Consider the following 17,556-nt stretch of genomic DNA (forward strand, 5'->3'; position numbering starts at 1 on the left):
TGTGTGCTGTTATTTTTTTCCATCTTTTTTCTCATCTTTCTTGTCGTTCTCTTTGTTATCTTTCGCTTTGTCTTGTTTGCTTTCATCCTGTCCGGCGGAAGCTTCGGCGGTGTCACCGTTTTCCTTCGCTTCTTTATGCTGTTCCTCCGCCTCTTTTTTCGCCTTCGCAAGCTCGCTTTCCACGGCGTCCAGTTCTTTCTGCTTTTCGTCGTCTTTCATACTGTCATCCGCTAATAATTGCTGTTTATATTTTGTAAGTCCGAGCCAGATGTACGGGTTGTACTCAAGATTGCGGCCGATTTTGATGGCTTCTTCATTTTCCCCTCTGCCGATATCAATCCAATAAAGGAAATGCTTCGGGTCTGATTGCAGCGTGACCAGATTCCCGATGTTTTTCCGTTGCTCTTCCCTCAGATTTTCAACTGCCACATAAGAGGAAGCAAGCTCATACTGCACAGATTCCGGGAGGCTTTCCGCATCGTATTTAGCGAGTGTGTCAATGACTTTGCTGTACTGCTGATTTAAAAAATAGCGGTTGCTTTCTGTAATTGCCTCTTGCTTCGGCTGGGCGAAAAACAGAACGTATAAGGAGTAAAGAAGTGTCGGCACAAGGAGGACGGCAAGCGCCAGACCGGCGTATCTTTGGATTTTCCATTTCTTTTTCGGCAGTTTTATGTATGTCTTGTCCCTTTCTTCGAGGGAATCAATTGCGGTTTGAATGGTTTCTTCCAGTTCTTCAATCGTCTCCGCCTCTAGCACGCTTTTCACCTCAGGAGAGAAGTGAAGCGTCTCCTTGTACTTCAAATATTCATCGAAGGTGTACGCCCCGTCAGCTGCAAGCGCCGCACAGGCTTTGAGCTCTTTTAACACCCTTTCTCTATCTTCCTCATAAGGCGGAAGGCTCTCCTTTACGCCGTAATGAAGAAAGTAAGGCGTCAGCGCTTTATCAAACACGATATTTTCAGGGGCGGCAATCAGATTGAGAAGTTTCAGCTTATGCTGTTTCACGGCTTGGACGAGACGGTAGGCAAATTGCCACCTGCTTTTTTTATCTTTTCCTTTTATATAGCGGAAAGCCTGATAAGAAGAAGGAGGTTTGATTGTGATGGTTACTTCGTCTTCTGAAACTGAGACCTCTTTTTGAAAAAAAGGATCAGCATCTTTAATCACGTTTGCTTCCAGCCCGTCAAGAAGCTTGATTTTTTCCCGCTGGAAGGTGAACGTGAAGCCTGATTCGGTTTCTTCCCGGACGGCGTCTAATTCTGTTTCTAAATAAGATCTGTTATGACCTGTCATTCCACCATGTCCTTTCATAAAATTTCAAGGCGGTCTCCGTTCGTAATGCCGCAGTCAGATAGTTTTTGTTCTCCGGAAAAAACCGTTTCTTTATTGACCACTCTGATCCAATAGCCTTCACGCGGCGGAACGGATACATGCTGAGCCTGCCGGGCAATATCAATGACTTTTTTCACAGAATGGTAATCTGACAATCTGAGATCGAAGACGCTGCCGTTATAATGTGTTAAATCTATTGTAATATCGATATACATATTCATATCACCCTTACATAGAAAGAGCGCCGTCTTCTTGATTGAATCAGGCGCTCCGTTTCTTCATTCATCTTATTATCCGCGAATTTGGTTAGCGATATCTTGGTCAGTAGACTCAAGCGTATTTGCCGTTTGATCGAGCTGATGATTCACATCTTGCAGCAATTCAGACATTTTAATAAATGAAGGTTTCAGCTGCTCATATTGATCCGCAAATGCTTCACTTGAAGCACCTTCCCACATGCCTTTCAAATCAGAAATCATGCGGTTCAGGCGGTCAACCTGATTCATGACTTCCTGACTTTCAACGCCATATTGCTTAGCCATCGCTCTTAGCTCTTCGGGTGTGACACGAATTAATCCAGACATATTCCTTATACCCTCCTGTGTCATCAGCCTAAATATGGGCTAATTCACTTATTTTTTGAACGTCATTATTATAAAAACAACCATTCGGCACAGTCAAACAAATCTGTTTTAATTTTACAAAATGAGTCTTATGATATATTCGATTTTTCGGCACATTTACACATTTTGTAAATATAATAGTATGATTTTCTTATTGTTTTCGATTTCATCGAATGATCTTATTGTCCTAGTCCATTTCCCTGCAAAGATGCCTTTCAGTCTGAAAAGCAAGATGGTAAGATCAAGATATGAAGCTATGAAAAAGTAGGGATACAGATGACCAATCCAAAGGATCCATTTAAGTACAGTTTCGACAGGCTTGAAGATGTTGCCGACCATATCAGTGAAGTTCTTCAATGCCCCATTACAATAGAAGACGTTAATCATAAACTGCTTGCATACAGCACGCACAGCGATTGTACAGATCCGGCCCGGACGTCGACGATTATCGGGCGGAGGGTGCCGGAAAAAGTCATCAACAAACTGTGGAAAGACGGAACCATTCCGGCCCTTTTAAAAACGGACCAGCCGATCAAAGTGAAAGAAATTGACGAGGTGGGCCTGAGCAACCGCGTGGCGATTTCCATCTGGAAAAACAGTCAGGTTCTCGGATTTATTTGGGCGCTTGAGATCAAAAAAAAGCTCAATGACGAGGATCTGAAGACACTTCAGCTGGCAGCCAAAGCGGTGCGGAACAAACTTTTGCACCTGCAGATCCGCAAAACGAAAATCGAAGAGCGGGGCCAGGAGTTTTTTTGGAAAATGCTGACCGGCCATATTTATCAGGAAGCCGAAATGGCCGAAGGGTTTCATAAGCTCGGGATGGCGCTGCCGTCCGTGTTCAGCGTCATGATCATCCGTTTACATGATGAGCTGACTGAAAAGACGGAACAGCAGCTGCAATATTTGCAGGAAACGACACAGCAGATTCATGTCATGCTGGCGACTGTTGATTCAAATGAATTAATCTTATTAGCCGCGCCGAAAACCGATCAGCCTTTTAAAGATTTAAAGCACTTCGCCCTTCATATTCAAAAACAGCTGAAGGAACGATATAAAATTGAGGATGCGTCGATTGCGGTCGGCGGTATTTACGAATCGATTTCTTATGTTTACCGCTCCTATCAGGAAGCGCTTTCCGTATTAAAAGCGAAAGAGCGGTTTGTGAGAGAAACCAAACACCTTTTCAGCTTTTCGGAACTCGGCATTTATCAGTACCTGGATGTGTTGGATGAAAAACGCAAGCACAGCGGCTATATGAACTATTCCCTCTCAAAGCTTGAGCAGTATGACAGGGAGCACCAAGCCGATATGGTAAAAACGCTCGAACATTTTATTGATGCCGACAGCAACGTCAACACTGCCGCTAAAGCGCTTAACATCCATGTCAATACATTGAATTACAGGCTGAAAAGAATCAGCCAGATCGCAGAAATCGACTTAAAAAATGTGAATGAAAAGTTTACGATTTACCTTGATATCAAACTTCGCAGCATGGGTTCGTGAAATTTCACAAATCCGTGTTTTTTTATTTTCTGTTTCAAACAAAGAATTTTCGCAAAAATCGCGCTACACTTGAAGCATCACACAAACATTGGGGGAAACAGACATGATTATCGGGGTTCCAAAGGAAATCAAAAACAATGAAAATCGAGTGGCATTAACACCTGGAGGCGTTTCACAGCTTATCGGAAACGGCCATCGGGTTCTTGTGGAATCCGGAGCGGGACTCGGAAGCGGCTTTACAAATGAAGATTACGTATCAGCAGGAGCGGAAATTCTGGAGGACAGAAAGCAAGTATGGGATGCGGAAATGGTCATGAAGGTAAAAGAACCGCTGGCTGAAGAATATGCGTATTTCCGTCAAGGTCTGGTCTTATTCACTTACCTTCATTTAGCTGCAGAGCCGGAATTAGCTAAAGCGCTTACAGAAAAAGGCGTGACAGCTATCGCGTACGAAACGGTAACGGACGGACGTTCCCTTCCGCTGCTTACGCCGATGTCCGAAGTGGCCGGCAGAATGGCCGCTCAAATCGGGGCTCAGTTTCTTGAAAAACCAAAGGGCGGAAAAGGAATTTTATTAGCCGGCGTACCGGGTGTATCCCGCGGAAAAGTCACAATCATCGGAGGAGGCGGCGTCGGAACAAATGCCGCGAAAATGGCTGTCGGACTCGGTGCCGATGTGACAATGATCGATTTGAACGCAGACCGACTGCGTCAGCTTGATGATATTTTCGGGCATCAGATTAAAACATTGATGTCAAACCCTGTAAATATTGCAGATTCCGTCGCGGAAGCGGATCTTCTGATCTGCGCCGTGCTCATCCCGGGAGCCAAAGCGCCGACTCTCGTTACGGAAGAAATGGTTAAACAAATGAAACCGGGTTCCGTCATTGTTGATGTTGCCATCGATCAGGGCGGCATTGTGGAAACCGTTGATCATATTACAACCCACGATAATCCAACTTACGAAAAACACGGCGTCGTTCACTACGCTGTCGCCAATATGCCGGGCGCCGTACCGCGTACGTCTACGCTCGCATTAACGAATGTAACCGTTCCTTACGCGCTTCAAATCGCCAATAAAGGCGCGGCACAAGCCATTGCAGACAGCCCTGCGCTTAAAGCGGGCTTAAATACGGCTAATGGACATGTCACGTATGAAGCGGTAGCCAAAGACTTAGGCTATGACTACGTGCCTGCTGAAAAAGCAATGCAAGGTTCGGCTGCAAAAGCTTAATAGATATGAAGAGGACAGCCTGATCAGCGGGCTGTCCTTTTTTCTTTCTCATAAAAGGAAAAACGGCCCCCTGTCTCGAATATCAATTCATATCCCGGAAGAAAAAGGAGGATTCATATGGCTGTTCAGCACTATGGTGTATTAAAAGGCACTGTGTCAGATATGAAAAGGGAAACAGATGATGATTCTCCGCATTTTCAAGTCGAGGTGCTAGGCGAGCCTGATACGCGCTATCGCTGTGCGATCAATGTCATGTCAAGTTCAAAAGAATCAGAGGTTCTGTATGCGGCACGCGATCATTTTGACGCAAGCGCGATCACCCTGCTGCCCAAAATTCCGTATGGATATACCCCAATTGATGAAACCAGCCGTGAGCTGGCGCTGGATTATGTCCGCGGCGGATTGTTTGATCCCCGGAACATGGTGCCCCTCCCGCATGAAGTCACCGGTCCGGATAATGACTTAAATGACTTTATTGAGACGCACATGCAAAAAGCCAAATCAGAAAAAGCCACCGTCTATATTTACGGCTCTAAATTCGGGCCGGAGCCGGGCGCTGATAAGATTTTCGGGTTCAAGCCGACAAACGGCATGCATAATATTCATATGAATCAGGGAAACCCAATTGATACACGCTGGAAGAAGGATAACGGAACGTGGCACGACGGCGGTATTTTAATCCAGTTTGCAGACCAGTGGGCCGCGGTCTTTTTGGCTTTTCTGTCTCAGTCATGGTGCACGAATGAAGAAGGCCACCCTTATACATTTTGTGATCATACACAGCTTAACGGCTGATGTCCGCATAAAAAGCCTGCCGAAATAACGGCAGGCTTTTCTTATTACATTTTAGGGGCTTCGGCCTGTTTCAGGCTTTCCGGCCTCATATCACGCCAGTTTGTTTCAATATATTCGAGACAAACGGGGCGGGTTTCATTCGTCAGGCGGGTTTCCCAGCCGTCCGGCACATCCAGATAGGCCGGCCACAGTGAGTACTGGCCTTCAGCATTGACGAGCACATGGTATGAGCCGTCTTCCCGTTCAAATGGATTTGTCATATCATCTCTTTCCTTTCTTTACCGGACTGTACGCCGTCCGATTAATTTCTCTGCCAGAATCGCGCCGATGTCGGCAAGCGGGCCCGGCTGGCACATATCTTTATGGCGGCAGTCTAAGTCATACCGCTCGATTTTCCCCGTAATATACGGTTTCCAAGTATCCGGCTCAATCGGGTCAAACCACTCCGGAATAATCGTGGATCTGAAGAACAGCACATCTCCGTGGAACGGCTTCGGCTTGTATGTTCCTAACAGCCCGACAGAATTAACGTACGTGTCTTTCAGATTCATCATCACTGACTCGTCCAGGCTGGCTAATGCGCTTCCCTCACGGCGGAGAATGGTCAGCGCGGTGTCAAAATCAAGCGGCTGATCCCCGAGGCTGTCCGGGTCGTATCCTCCCAGGGCAAGCAGCGCAATAACGGCTTCCTCGTCATCAGGCGCATTTTTTATCGGCAGAAAATGATTCGGATACGCGTCAAGCATCACCAAAAGCGAAACCTCTTCACCCCGGCTCTGTAATTGTGTCGCCATGGCCTGAATGACATTCCCTCCGAGAGACCAGCCGAGCAGACGGTACGGCCCTTTCGGCTGCACGGTGCGGATTTTTTCAATATAATCCGCCGCCATGTCATCTAAGCTTTGCGGAAGCGGTTCTTTTTTTCCGATGCCTCTCGCCTGTAAGCCGTATATCGGATAATCAGCCTCTAAAGAAGACATCAGCCCGGCATAACACCAGCTGAGACCGCCGGCCGGATGGACACAGAACAACGGTGTTTCTTCTCCTGCCGTTCTGAGCGGAAGAAGAACATCAAGCGCGCTTGTGCCCGTTCCTGATTCAAGTCTTTCAGCAAGGCTTGCCACCGTAGGAGCTTCAAATAATGTTCCGATACTCAGCTCGGCTCCCATCGCTTCCCGAATACGGCTCATTAAATGAACCGCAAGCAAAGAATGGCCGCCTAAATCAAAGAATCTGTCATCAATACCGACACGCGGCAGGTGAAGCACCTCTGCGAACAGCTCACACAGCATTTCTTCCTGCGGCGTTCTCGGTCCCCGGCCGGTGACCTCCGTTTGGAAGTCAGGCGCAGGGAGCGCTTTTCGGTCAAGCTTTCCATTCGGTGTCAGCGGCAGTTCATTCATTTGGACAAAAGCTGACGGAACCATGTAATCCGGCAGGCTTTCTTCGGTAAACCGGCGCATGTCCCCCGTGTCCAAGGTGCTGCCGGCAGATCGGACAAGGTAGGCGGCCAGCCGTTTATCTCCCGGCCGGTCTTCACGGACAACTACGGCAGCATCCTCGACATCCGGATGTTTGACGAGAACCGCTTCGATTTCTCCCAATTCAATCCGGAAGCCGCGAATTTTAATCTGGTGGTCCGCTCTGCCCATATAATCAAGAGAACCGTCCTTCCGCAGGCGGGCTAAATCCCCTGTCCGGTACATTCTCGTTCCCGGCGGGCCGTACGGATCAGCTACAAAGCGTTCGGCGGTCAGGCTTTGCCGCCCTAAGTAACCGCGTGCCACGCCTCCTCCGGCCACATACATTTCGCCCGTGATGCCCGGAGGCACAGGCTCCAGCCGGTCATCAAGCACATATACATTCAGATCAGGAATGCCGCAGCCGATGAGGCTGTTTGCCTTCAGTTCGGCAATGTTTTTGTCTAATTCAAGGTAACTGACGTGCACCGTCGTTTCCGTAATGCCGTACATATTCACGAGCACCGGCTGATTGTCCGCGTGGCGGCTGTACCAATCCTCAAGCCGGCTCAGCTCAAGCGCCTCGCCGCCGAAGATGATATATCTGAGTGCGAGCTGACGCCCCAGCTCTTTGTGTTCTTTTTCCGCATGCATCAGCTGGTAAAACGCTGACGGCGTTTGGTTAAGTACGGTCACCCGCTCTTTCACGAGGAGATGTAAAAACGCTTCCGGCGATCTGCTGATGTCATGCGGCACGACGACGAGACGTCCGCCGTGAAGCAGCGGCCCCCACATTTCCCAGACAGAGAAATCGAAAGCGTAGGAGTGAAACATCGTCCATACATCATCAGAATGAAAGTGATACCAATGCCGCGTCGACTCAAACAGCCTGATAACATTGCTGTGCGGAATGATGACACCTTTCGGCACACCTGTTGATCCCGACGTGTAAATGACATAGGCCGGGTGAAGCGGTGACAGCGGACGAATACGGTCGGCATTCTCAGGGTTCGTGACGGCATATTGCCGAAGTGTTTCCTTGTTCTGCGGATCATCCAAGATGAAGGCCGGCATGCCGCTTTCGATAGAGAGCTTACTTGCGCCTTCACGATTGGTGAGCATAAATACAGGCTTGGCATCATGTAACATAAAAGCAATGCGGTCCGCAGGATAATCAGGATCAAGCGGCAAATACGCTGCCCCCGTCTTCAGGACGGCTAACAGCCCGACAATCATATCTAAAGAACGCGGCAGCGCCACTGCGACAAACTGCTCCGGGCCGACGCCGCGGGCAATCATCATGTGCGCGAGCTGATTGGCTCTTTCATTCAGCTCTTTATAAGTGAGTCCGCTCTCTTCAAATACTGCCGCCGTTTCATCCGATTTTGCGGCGGCCTGTATTTCAAACAATTCAGGCAGTGTCTGCCGAGGCTGAATATGCTGTTTTGCCCGATTAACCGGCAAAAGCTTCCGGCGCTCTTCATCAGAAAGAATGGTTAAGCTTCCGATCGGTTTTTCCGGATGTGATGCAGCATCTTCGAGCAGAAGAAGCAGGCGTCCGGCAAGTGCTTCGGCCGTTTCTTTTCTGAATAAGTCCGTACTGAACTCCAGCAGGCCTTCAATACCGGCAGGCGTGCCGTCGTCATGGCGCTGTTCAGCCAATTCCAGCGTCAAATCAAATTTGGACGATCCGACACTGCTGATTTGCAGGCTTGTTTCCATATCAGGAAGACTGAGTACAGGGTCAGGCGTATTTTGGAATGCGAGCATCACTTGGAACAGCGGATGTCTTGACCGGGAACGAACCGGATTCAATTCTTCCACGAGACGTTCAAACGGCACGTCCTGATGTTCATATGCTGCGAGATTCATTTCCCTGACCCTTTCAAGGAGCTCACAAAAGCTCGGATCGCCAGAGGTATCGGTTCTCAGTACGAGTGTATTAATGAACATACCCACAAGGTCTCCCAATGCGTCATCACTGCGGCCGGCTATCGGACTGCCGATCGGAATATCGGTCCCTGCACCGAGCCGGGTCAGTAGCGCGGAAAGCCCTGATTGAAGCACCATAAACAGGCTTACGCGCTGATTTCTGGCAAGTGAGAGAAGACTGGCATGAAGCTCTTGGCCAATGTTGACCGGAATGACGCCGCCCCTGTAGCTTGATTCAGCAGGACGCGGAAAATCAGACGGCAGCTCCAGCTGATCCGGTACATTTTCAAGCGTTTTCTTCCAGAAATCCAGCTGGCGCGCAATTAAGCTCTCAGAATCAGACGCGCTGCCTAAAAGCTGCTGCTGCCAAAGCGCATAATCCGCATATTGAACTGCCAGCGGCGCCCATTCTGCTTTTTCACCTGTTTGCCGGGCGATATAGGCTATGGATAAGTCACGCATGAGCGGATTCAAGGACCAGCCGTCACCTGCGATGTGATGCAGGAGAATCATCAGCGTATACTCGCCGTCACCAAGATCAAACAGCTCAGCCCGGACGGCCGGCTCTTTAGCGAGATCAAACCGATATCGTGCCGCAGCGGCAAGCATGTCTTGGAGCTCGTTTTTGTCCGCACGTGTCACGGTAAACACAGGGCGGGCTTCTTCAGCAGATAAAATGAGCTGATGAGATGATCCCTTATTTTCCGGAAAAACGGTGCGCAGGCTTTCATGACGGCTGACAACATCGTAAAAGGCGTGTTTCAGCGCTGATTGGTCAAGCTTGCCTGACATGCGGACAATCACCGGAATGTTGTAAGTCGGGCTTGGCCCTTCAAGACAGTAGAGAAACCAAAGACGCAGCTGCGCAAATGACAGCGGGATGTGCTCCGGCCGGTCAAACGGCTTGAGCTTAGGCCGCGCACTCTTTGCGGTGTCAAGCTGTGCGGCGAGCCCGGCAACGGTCGGCGTATCAAACAGACGGCCGATGCCAAGCTCTGCGCCCATCGTCTCCCGGACCCGGCTCATCAGGCGTCCGGCTAAGAGCGAATGTCCGCCCAATTCAAAGAACCCGTCATCAATTCCGACCCGCGCGAGACCGAGAACCTCGGCAAACAGATCGCATAATATTTCTTCCTGCGGCGTCCGCGGCCCTCTGTCAGACAGGACAGCGGAAAAATCAGGTGCAGGCAGAGCGCTGCGATCGAGCTTCTTATTCGGCGTCAGCGGCAATTCTTTCAGCTGTACAAACGCGCCCGGCACCATATAATCCGGCAGGCTTTCGCCCATATATGCACGAAGTCCGCCGACCTCAAGGGGCTGATCCGCGACAGCGTAAGCCGCCAGCCGCTTATCTCCCGGCTGGTCTTCACGGACAATGACGGCGGCCTGCGAAATACCCGGGTATTTCGACAGCACTGACTCAATTTCTCCTAATTCTATCCGGAACCCGCGGATTTTAATTTGGTGATCGGCTCTGCTGATATAATCAAGCGAGCCGTCCTCACGCCAGCGCACGAGATCTCCCGTCCGGTACATCCTCGCGCCCGCGGGCCCGTACGGATCGGCAATGAATCTTTCAGCTGTTAAATCAGGACGGTTATAATAACCTCTGGCAAGCCCCTCACCCGCGATATAAAGCTCGCCCGCGACTCCCGGCGGGACGGGCTGCAATGCGGCGTCCAGCACGTATACCCGCGTGTTCCAAATCGGCGTTCCGATCGGAGGCGCCCCCGTATGGTCTTTTGCAAGCGGCTGTGCGGCCGACCAGATTGTTGTTTCAGTCGGCCCGTACAGATTCGTCACCGTACAGCCTGATTCAAGCAGAGCATGCATAAGCGCGTTCGGAAGCGCCTCACCTCCGACAAGCACCCGCAGCGCCCGGAGAGAATCCGGTTCATTGGTGACTAATGAATGCCACAATGTCGGCGTTGCCTGCATGATTGAAATACCGTATGAGTGAATCATGTGCGCAAGCGCCCGCGGTTCCTGAATCGTCTCTTTACGTGCGATGACGCACCCCGCCCCGCTGATGAGCGGAAGGAAGAGCTCAAGTCCGGAAATATCAAACGCCGCAGTCGTAACGGCAAGCAGGCGGTCTTGTTCGCCGAGCGGGAACATTTCCCGCATGGATAAGAGGAAATTGCTTACGCTTTTTAATGTGACGACTACGCCTTTCGGTTTGCCCGTTGAGCCCGATGTATAAATGATATAAGCGGGGTGCAAAGGCGAACATTCCGCCTGAGCGGGACAGTCAGCATTTTGAGCGGCAACGGTTTTTACCGTATCCGGGTCATCGAGAATGATCCTTTTTGCATCACTGTCTTCCGGCATGCGGCCGGATAATTCCATCGTTGTAATCAGGCATGCAGGCTGTGCATCTTTGAGCATGTATGTGATCCGCTCAGAAGGAAAATCAGGATCAAGCGGCAGGTATGCGGCTCCCGTTTTCAAAACGGCCAGCATGCTCACGGCCAACTCCTGTGACCGCGGAAGCAGCAAAGCGGCAAATTGTTCCGGTCCGAGCCCCTTTTCCTTTAGCATGCCGGCAAGCTGGTTCGCGCGCTTGTTCAATTCGGCATAGCTGAGCTCTTCGTTTTCGGTGATGATTGCCGGCCGGTCCGGTGTTTTTACGGCCTGTTCGTAAAACAGCTCCGGCAGACTTTTCTGCTTCTCGGCCTTGCGCGTGTCATTCCAGCTTTCCAGTACGCGGAGACGTTCACTTTCAAGCAGAAGGTTGAGTGTGCCGATTTTTTGTGTCTGGTCTTTCACAGCGGATTCCAACAGAAGCAGGAATCGTTTTTGATGGTTTTCAATATCTTCGGCGCTGTACACTTCCGGATTCGCATCAAAGTCCACACGCATTCCGCTTCCGTCCGCTCTGTCGTAAACGTTAATTGACAAATCATCAACGGGCCCTGCTGATAAATTATGAACGGTGCCCGGCGCTCCGGCGAAATCAAGCGCGTAGTCAAACGGCATCACATTGACTTGCGGGCCGAACAGCCTGCGATTTTCTCCGAGCAATTTAAGGTCGCGGCGCATATCTTCATGGCGGTATTTCTGATGGCGCCGGATGTTTCGGATTTCTTTTGCCACTTGGGTGACGGCCTCATGAAAATTCATATCCGGGCGAAGAGAAAGCCGTAAAGGCAGAAGATTCATGACCATACTCGGAATATTCAGTGAAATCGAGCCGATCCGCCCCATCATCGGTAAGCCGATCACGATATCCCCCGCGTTTGTCATCCGATGGACATATACCGCCGCTGCGGCCGTGACGGCTTCATGCCAGTTCGGAATCGCTTTTACATGCTGTAAAACCGTTTCAGAAAGATAAGCCGTGCTCCTGTAAAAGCTTGTTGACGTTCTCGGCGCTCTTTCCGCCAAACTGACGACATCAGGTTCATCCGCAAATTTCTCCATCCAAAATTCCCGATCTTTCAGGAATTGATCAGACGCGCGGTATTCTTGTTCTTCTTTTACCAGCTCCTCCAAAGAGCCGAAGGAGCGCCCGTTATCCGGACGTCCCTCCCGTATTGCGGTGTACACTTGCGCCGTACGCCGTGCCAGCAGTGAAAAACCGTAGCCGTCTATCGCAATGTGGTGAATGCGCTGATACCAGAAAAAGCGTTCCGGTCCCGCCTGAAATAAAATGTCGCGGAACAAAGGCCCGGCCGCCATATCAACGGGCTCAGCCAAATCTGTCTGCATGAGTCTGAGTGCGGCCTCTTTCGGATCAGCTTCTGAACTCACATCTATGACATCGATCGCAGCCTCAAATGGAGGATTGATGATCTGCTTCGGCCCGTCTGCTCCCTCTTCGAAGCGGGCGTGTAATGACGCGGCTTCCGTCAGCACGCGTTCGAGAGCGGTTTTAAATATGTTCACATCGATCGCGCCGTTTATCTCAACGTACTCGCCTGTATTGTAAATCGGATTATCAGGATCAAGCTGCTGCGCAAACCAGATACCGGCCTGTGCGCCTGTCAGAGGCAGCTGTTGTGTATCATGCATTCTATTCTCTCCCTTTATAAATAATCTGCGTTCGGCAAGACTTTTTGAGATCGGGAAGAAAGAAGTCTCCACCACTCTTCCAGCGTCGGGTTCTCCGCCAGTTCCACAAACGTCACTTCAGCTCCGTCACGGCGCCATTGTTCGACAAGGCTCATGATTCTGACGGAGTCAAGACCTCTGTCCAGCAGGTCTTCATGATCCGGAATATCAGACGGTGATTCTTGAAGAATCGCCGCAATTTGTTCCCGCACCCGGTCTTTTGTCAATACGGCGGAAGTCTTCTCTGCTCCTTCAGAAACCGGCGCGCCGCCCAGCAGCTCCAGTACTTCGTTTGTCAAAGCCGTGTAAGCGCAGCGCTGAGACGCATATTCGATGGCCATCTTATGTTTTTCTGAAGAAAAATCAGCAACGGCGTCTCCGATAAAGAAGCTTTGGATATCATCCATAAATGCTTCACAGGCTGTGACGAGACAGCCGATGTGTGCATAAATTCCCGTAATCATGAGCTGGTCTCTGCCGCTTTCACGCATGATGTCAAGGAGATTCGTCCGTTTAAACGCGCTGTATCTCCACTTTGTGAGGACAATGTCCTGATCATCCGGGGCAAGCTCCGGAATGACCTTTTCTTCATAAGGCCCGCTTTTTAGCCCCGGCCCCCAAAAATCCGTCAGCAGCGCGCGGTCCGCCGGGTCTTGGCTGCCCGGCTGCGCGGTATACACCACCGGAATGCCGAGTGCTTTGCATTGCTCTTTTATTTTTTTGATATTCTGAGCCGCCTCCGTGATCGGAGCCTCACCTTTCGCAAAAGCATCGACGAAATAATTCTGCATGTCATGGATCAGAAGCACCGCGCGTTTCGGATTCAGCGTCCACGATACTTTATTTTCAGGCATATCTGACGCTGTCGGCAGCGCATATGCGGGAATAGACGGTATAGCCAATGTAAACACTTCCTTTTTTTAAGATTGTTTGATTTCAGCCGGCTTTACTTTTTGGGCGATCGTTTCGCGAAGATCCTTTTTACTGACCTTGCCGACGCCGGTTTTCGGGAAAGAAGCGATAAATTCAATCCGGTCGGGGATTTTATATGCCGCCAATCCGCGCTCACGTAAAAATGCTTTCAGCTCTCCCGGTTTCGGCGCTTCTCCTTTCGGGATGACGAACACACAGGATCTCTCCCCGAGAAAATCATCCGGCATTGAAACCATGGCCGCATCATGAACGGCAGGATGCGCAAGAAGGTGATTTTCCACCTCCTCAGCGGCTATTTTTTCACCGCCCCGATTGATTTGATCTTTCGCACGTCCTTCGACGATGATATAGCCGTCCGCCGTCAGTTTGACGATATCGCCGGTCTGATAAAATCCGTCGGCTGTGAATGATCTTTCATTATGTTCTGGCGCTTTATAATATCCGCGAATCGTGTAAGGGCCGCGTGTAAACAAATGTCCTGCTTCACCAGGGGCGACATCCCGCCCGTCATCGTCTAAAACCCTGACCTCATCAAAAGGTGACATCGGTCTGCCTTGCGTATTGACTATGATCTCTTCAGGATCATCCAGTCTCGTATAATTCACCAATCCTTCCGCCATTCCGAAAACCTGCTGAAGGGTGCATCCGAAAGCGCTCTTCACGCGGCGGGCCGCCTCAGCGCTGAATTTGGCGCCTCCCACCTGCAGCACTTGAAGGCTTGATAAATCATCACTTCGCGAACCGGATGCGTCCATCCACACCATCGCAAGCGGCGGGACGAGCGCTGTAATTGTGACACGTTCTTTTTCAATTAACGGGAAGCAGTCATCCGGACTCGGCGTCGGTGACAGAACAACCCGGCCTCCGGCATATAAAGTTCCCAGCACACCCGGCGAGCTGAGCGGATAATTATGCGCTGTCGGCAGAGCGGCCAAATAAACGCTGTGATGATCCAAGCCGCATATTTCCGCGCTGATGCGCAAACTGTATATGTAATCGTCGTGTGTTCGCGGAATCAGCTTGGACAGCCCCGTACTGCCTCCTGAAAGCTGTAAAAAGGCGACTTCCGCCGGGCTTATATCTTCCAGCTGAACAGGCTCTCTATGCAGGCTGCTCAGTTCTTGAAACTCTTCAGCTGCGCCGGCCACAATGACATGCGCCAAATCCGGAAGTTTGTCTTTCACCTGTCTGGCAAGCGCTCTGTAATCAAAACCTGAATGCATATCAGGAATGATGTATGCTTTCACCTCTGCAAACTCGCAGAAATACGTAATCTCACTGCTTCTATGAGAAGGCAGTGCGAAAACGGGCAGTGCTCCGAGCCGGAACAGCGCGAAAATCACTTCAAAAAACTCAGCGATATTCGGCAGCTGAACGACAACGCGGTCTTCCTTTTGAATTCCGAGCTTATGCAGTCCCGCCGCTAAACGATCGGCCCTTTCATCTAATTCTTTGTAGCTCCAATGTACATCTTTACACGTCACGGCAGTTTGATTTCCGTATAAAGCCGCGCGCTCTTTCAGCATTCCTCCGAACGTCTCACCCTTCCAGCAGCCGTCTTTTCGGTATTTGTCAGCCCATTCTTCCGGCCATGGCGTAAATCCAGTCAGCACGATCCGTTCCCTCCTTTTTTACAACTCATCTTGGTAAAGCCCCATCGCCCGGAGCATGGTGCGGAATTTGGCCGAGGTCTCGTCCAGTTCATCCTGCGGCTTTGATCCGGCGACAATCCCGGCACCCGCAAAGAGCCGGAGAGACCTTGTTTCCGCTTCGGCGCAGCGGAGTGCGATAATCCATTCTCCGTCACCCTCAGCATCACACCAGCCCGCCATTCCCGAGTAGAAATTGCGGTCAAACGGCTCAATATCCTGAATTGCTTCTCTCGCCGCATCCGTCGGCGTTCCGCATACCGCGGGTGTCGGATGCAGGGCGATGGCCAGCTCAAGTGATGTCGTTGACGGATCACGCAGCTCTCCCTTTACCTCGGTGGACAGGTGCCACATCGCCTCAGTTTTAATGAGTGACGGTTTTTCCGGCACATCAAGCACACGGCAGAACGGTTTAAGGGCGGCGGCCACGGCGGCCACGACTACGGCATGTTCATGCAGATCTTTTGCTGATTGCAGCAGTTCTTCCGCTCTTCTCTGATCCTCGGCGGGATCTGTGCTGCGAGGTCTGGAACCTGCCAGCGGATTGGACAGAATCGATGTTCCGTTTTTGGACAGCAGCAGTTCAGGACTTGCGCCGAAAAGCGTTTTTCTTGTTTCTGACGTTCCCGTCACATCCGCAGCGAATGTATAGCCGCGCGGGTTGTGCTGCGCCAAATGCTTGACGGCCTGAGGAATGTCGATATCCTTTTCAGCGGTCAGATGAAGCGTCCTTGACAGCACGATTTTGCTGAGCGGACCGTCCGTAATGTTGAATACGCCTTGTTCCACACCGCTCATAAAGCCCTCAGGCTCCGGAACGGGACAGATGTCATATGTATTGGATTGCGGCTTTTCTGCGGAAGATTCCGCAAACGAAAGCGGGCCTGCCGTATGGACATTCTTCGGTACAAAAAGCCGGGAAGCTTTTCTGCTGTCAAAAGGAATGGCGCCGGCCGCAATCGGATGTTTGATGCCGGCTTGCTTTGCCTCAAGAAGCGTCTGTCTCACGCGTTCAGGCAGTGAATCCAGCTGATTTTCCGCGTCTGTATCAGGCACTTCCGCAAACATTCCTTCCGCAAGCATCGTACTTTTCGGGGAAGCTAAAAAGAACGCCCCGGGCTTGTAAGCGTCCAGCACCTCTTTTGCTGACACTTCCGCCAATAAATGTTGATTTGTCATGTTTGTCCCTCCTTCTCGTTAAATCAAACGCCTAAAGTAGCGCCGCCATCAACGCATAAATCATGCATCGTAATATGGTTTGCCTGTTCAGAAGCCAGAAACAAAACGGCATTTGCAATATCAGAAGGCTTTGCCAGCTTTTGAAGCGGAATTCCCGTTTTATATGTATCAAGCGAACCTCTGATGACGTCCCGGGCTCCGTTCTCGTCCTGCCACAGCGCCCGCTGCATGTCGGTTTCCGTTGAACCCGGAGATACGATGTTGCAGCGGATATGATGGGCCGCAAGCTCCAGTCCGAGGCATTTCGTAAACATGACGGCAGCCGCTTTTGACGCCGCATAAGCCGCCATGGAAGCACGCGGAACGCCGGCTGCATTCGAACCGACCGTAACGATGGCGCCTTTTTGACGCTCAATCATGTACCGGCTTACAGCCCGCGATACATGAAAAACGCCGGTCGTATTAACAGAAAATGTTTGATCCCAATCTTCATCACTGAGGGATTGCACCGGACCCGGCCGCAGCACGCCCGCAACGTTCGCCAATATTTCAATAGGCCCCATGTCGCGTTCAACGGCGGCGATGATATCATTGACAGCCGCACTGTCAGATACATCTGCGGCAAACCCCTGCGCCTGCACGCCTTTTTTCCGAAGTCTGTCAGTAAGCCCGAGAAGCAGGTCTTCATTTGTATCTATAGCTGCCACATTTACGCCTTGTTCAGCAAGGGCAAGCGCTGTTGCTTCTCCGATGCCTTGAGCGGCGCCGGTGACAACGGCCGTTTTCCCTTTCATTCCCAATGCGTCCATATTATCATTCCCTTTCTATATTGATAATGATTATCATTATCAATTATG

General features: G+C 50.7%; 12 protein-coding genes. 3 read left to right on the top strand and 9 right to left on the bottom strand.

The genetic code is table 11. The annotated features are described in order from the left end of the window. Nucleotides 1-9 precede the first annotated feature (9 nt). The 3 genes from essB to GNE05_RS16250 all read right to left on the bottom strand — a co-directional run bounded on the left by essB (nt 10) and on the right by GNE05_RS16250 (nt 1,919). Nucleotides 10-1,296, bottom strand: coding sequence for a type VII secretion protein EssB (essB, locus tag GNE05_RS16240; RefSeq protein WP_160182985.1), 1,287 nt, complete (start codon nt 1,294-1,296; stop codon nt 10-12). A 14-nt stretch (nt 1,297-1,310) separates the two neighbouring features. Further along, the gene (locus tag GNE05_RS16245; RefSeq protein WP_003152015.1) at nt 1,311-1,550 is read right to left on the bottom strand and encodes an ESX secretion system protein YukD; all 240 of its coding nucleotides are present in this window, start codon (nt 1,548-1,550) and stop codon (nt 1,311-1,313) included. Between the two features lie 75 nt (nt 1,551-1,625). Next, nucleotides 1,626-1,919 (bottom strand): WXG100 family type VII secretion target, encoded by a 294-nt coding sequence (locus GNE05_RS16250; RefSeq protein WP_003152013.1) that lies wholly within the window; start codon nt 1,917-1,919, stop codon nt 1,626-1,628. A gap of 315 nt (nt 1,920-2,234) precedes the next feature. Here GNE05_RS16250 and GNE05_RS16255 point away from each other — a divergent pair, with 315 nt between their 5' ends. The 3 genes from GNE05_RS16255 to GNE05_RS16265 all read left to right on the top strand — a co-directional run bounded on the left by GNE05_RS16255 (nt 2,235) and on the right by GNE05_RS16265 (nt 5,493). Continuing rightward, the gene (locus GNE05_RS16255; RefSeq protein WP_014418775.1) at nt 2,235-3,464 is read left to right on the top strand and encodes a sporulation transcriptional activator AdeR; all 1,230 of its coding nucleotides are present in this window, start codon (nt 2,235-2,237) and stop codon (nt 3,462-3,464) included. A gap of 103 nt (nt 3,465-3,567) precedes the next feature. Then, the gene (gene ald / locus GNE05_RS16260) at nt 3,568-4,698 is read left to right on the top strand and encodes an alanine dehydrogenase (protein WP_003152011.1); all 1,131 of its coding nucleotides are present in this window, start codon (nt 3,568-3,570) and stop codon (nt 4,696-4,698) included. A gap of 117 nt (nt 4,699-4,815) precedes the next feature. After that, a complete protein-coding gene (locus GNE05_RS16265; protein ID WP_160182986.1) occupies nt 4,816-5,493 on the top strand; it encodes a YukJ family protein in 678 nt (225 codons plus the stop codon). A 44-nt stretch (nt 5,494-5,537) separates the two neighbouring features. Here GNE05_RS16265 and GNE05_RS16270 read toward each other — a convergent pair whose 3' ends face one another. From GNE05_RS16270 to GNE05_RS16295, 6 genes are read right to left on the bottom strand one after another with little or no spacing between them, the layout of a single operon-like run. Then, nucleotides 5,538-5,753, bottom strand: a complete 216-nt coding sequence (locus GNE05_RS16270) for an MbtH family protein (RefSeq protein ID WP_127010589.1) — start codon at nt 5,751-5,753, stop codon at nt 5,538-5,540. Nucleotides 5,754-5,771: 18 nt separating this feature from the next. After that, nucleotides 5,772-12,899, bottom strand: coding sequence for an amino acid adenylation domain-containing protein (locus tag GNE05_RS16275; protein ID WP_160182987.1), 7,128 nt, complete (start codon nt 12,897-12,899; stop codon nt 5,772-5,774). A gap of 14 nt (nt 12,900-12,913) precedes the next feature. Beyond that, entirely contained in the window at nt 12,914-13,840 is a 927-nt protein-coding gene (locus GNE05_RS16280; RefSeq protein WP_017419433.1) for an isochorismatase, read from the bottom strand. Nucleotides 13,841-13,858: 18 nt separating this feature from the next. Further along, nucleotides 13,859-15,484, bottom strand: coding sequence for a (2,3-dihydroxybenzoyl)adenylate synthase (locus GNE05_RS16285; protein ID WP_160182988.1), 1,626 nt, complete (start codon nt 15,482-15,484; stop codon nt 13,859-13,861). An 18-nt stretch (nt 15,485-15,502) separates the two neighbouring features. Continuing rightward, nucleotides 15,503-16,699 carry an isochorismate synthase DhbC gene (gene dhbC / locus GNE05_RS16290; RefSeq protein WP_160182989.1) on the bottom strand — a complete coding sequence of 399 codons (1,197 nt, stop codon included), beginning with the start codon at nt 16,697-16,699 and terminating at the stop codon, nt 15,503-15,505. A 23-nt stretch (nt 16,700-16,722) separates the two neighbouring features. Then, complete coding sequence (locus tag GNE05_RS16295; protein WP_014418780.1) at nt 16,723-17,508, bottom strand: 2,3-dihydro-2,3-dihydroxybenzoate dehydrogenase; 786 nt, start codon at nt 17,506-17,508, stop codon at nt 16,723-16,725. Nucleotides 17,509-17,556: the final 48 nt, after the last annotated feature.

The organism is Bacillus sp. AM1(2019), assembly GCF_009906915.1.
GTDB lineage: Bacteria > Bacillota > Bacilli > Bacillales > Bacillaceae > Bacillus > Bacillus velezensis.

Excerpts from the sequence above, each read along its gene's own strand:
- essB (WP_160182985.1), bottom strand. The coding sequence starts at position 1,296 with ATGACAGGTCATAACAGATCTTATTTAGAAACAGAATTAGACGCCGTC.
- GNE05_RS16245 (WP_003152015.1), bottom strand. The coding sequence starts at position 1,550 with ATGTATATCGATATTACAATAGATTTAACACATTATAACGGCAGCGTC.
- GNE05_RS16250 (WP_003152013.1), bottom strand. The coding sequence starts at position 1,919 with ATGTCTGGATTAATTCGTGTCACACCCGAAGAGCTAAGAGCGATGGCT.
- GNE05_RS16255 (WP_014418775.1), top strand. The coding sequence starts at position 2,235 with ATGACCAATCCAAAGGATCCATTTAAGTACAGTTTCGACAGGCTTGAA.
- ald (WP_003152011.1), top strand. The coding sequence starts at position 3,568 with ATGATTATCGGGGTTCCAAAGGAAATCAAAAACAATGAAAATCGAGTG.
- GNE05_RS16265 (WP_160182986.1), top strand. The coding sequence starts at position 4,816 with ATGGCTGTTCAGCACTATGGTGTATTAAAAGGCACTGTGTCAGATATG.
- GNE05_RS16270 (WP_127010589.1), bottom strand. The coding sequence starts at position 5,753 with ATGACAAATCCATTTGAACGGGAAGACGGCTCATACCATGTGCTCGTC.
- GNE05_RS16275 (WP_160182987.1), bottom strand. The coding sequence starts at position 12,899 with ATGCATGATACACAACAGCTGCCTCTGACAGGCGCACAGGCCGGTATC.
- dhbC (WP_160182989.1), bottom strand. The coding sequence starts at position 16,699 with ATGACAAATCAACATTTATTGGCGGAAGTGTCAGCAAAAGAGGTGCTG.
- GNE05_RS16295 (WP_014418780.1), bottom strand. The coding sequence starts at position 17,508 with ATGGACGCATTGGGAATGAAAGGGAAAACGGCCGTTGTCACCGGCGCC.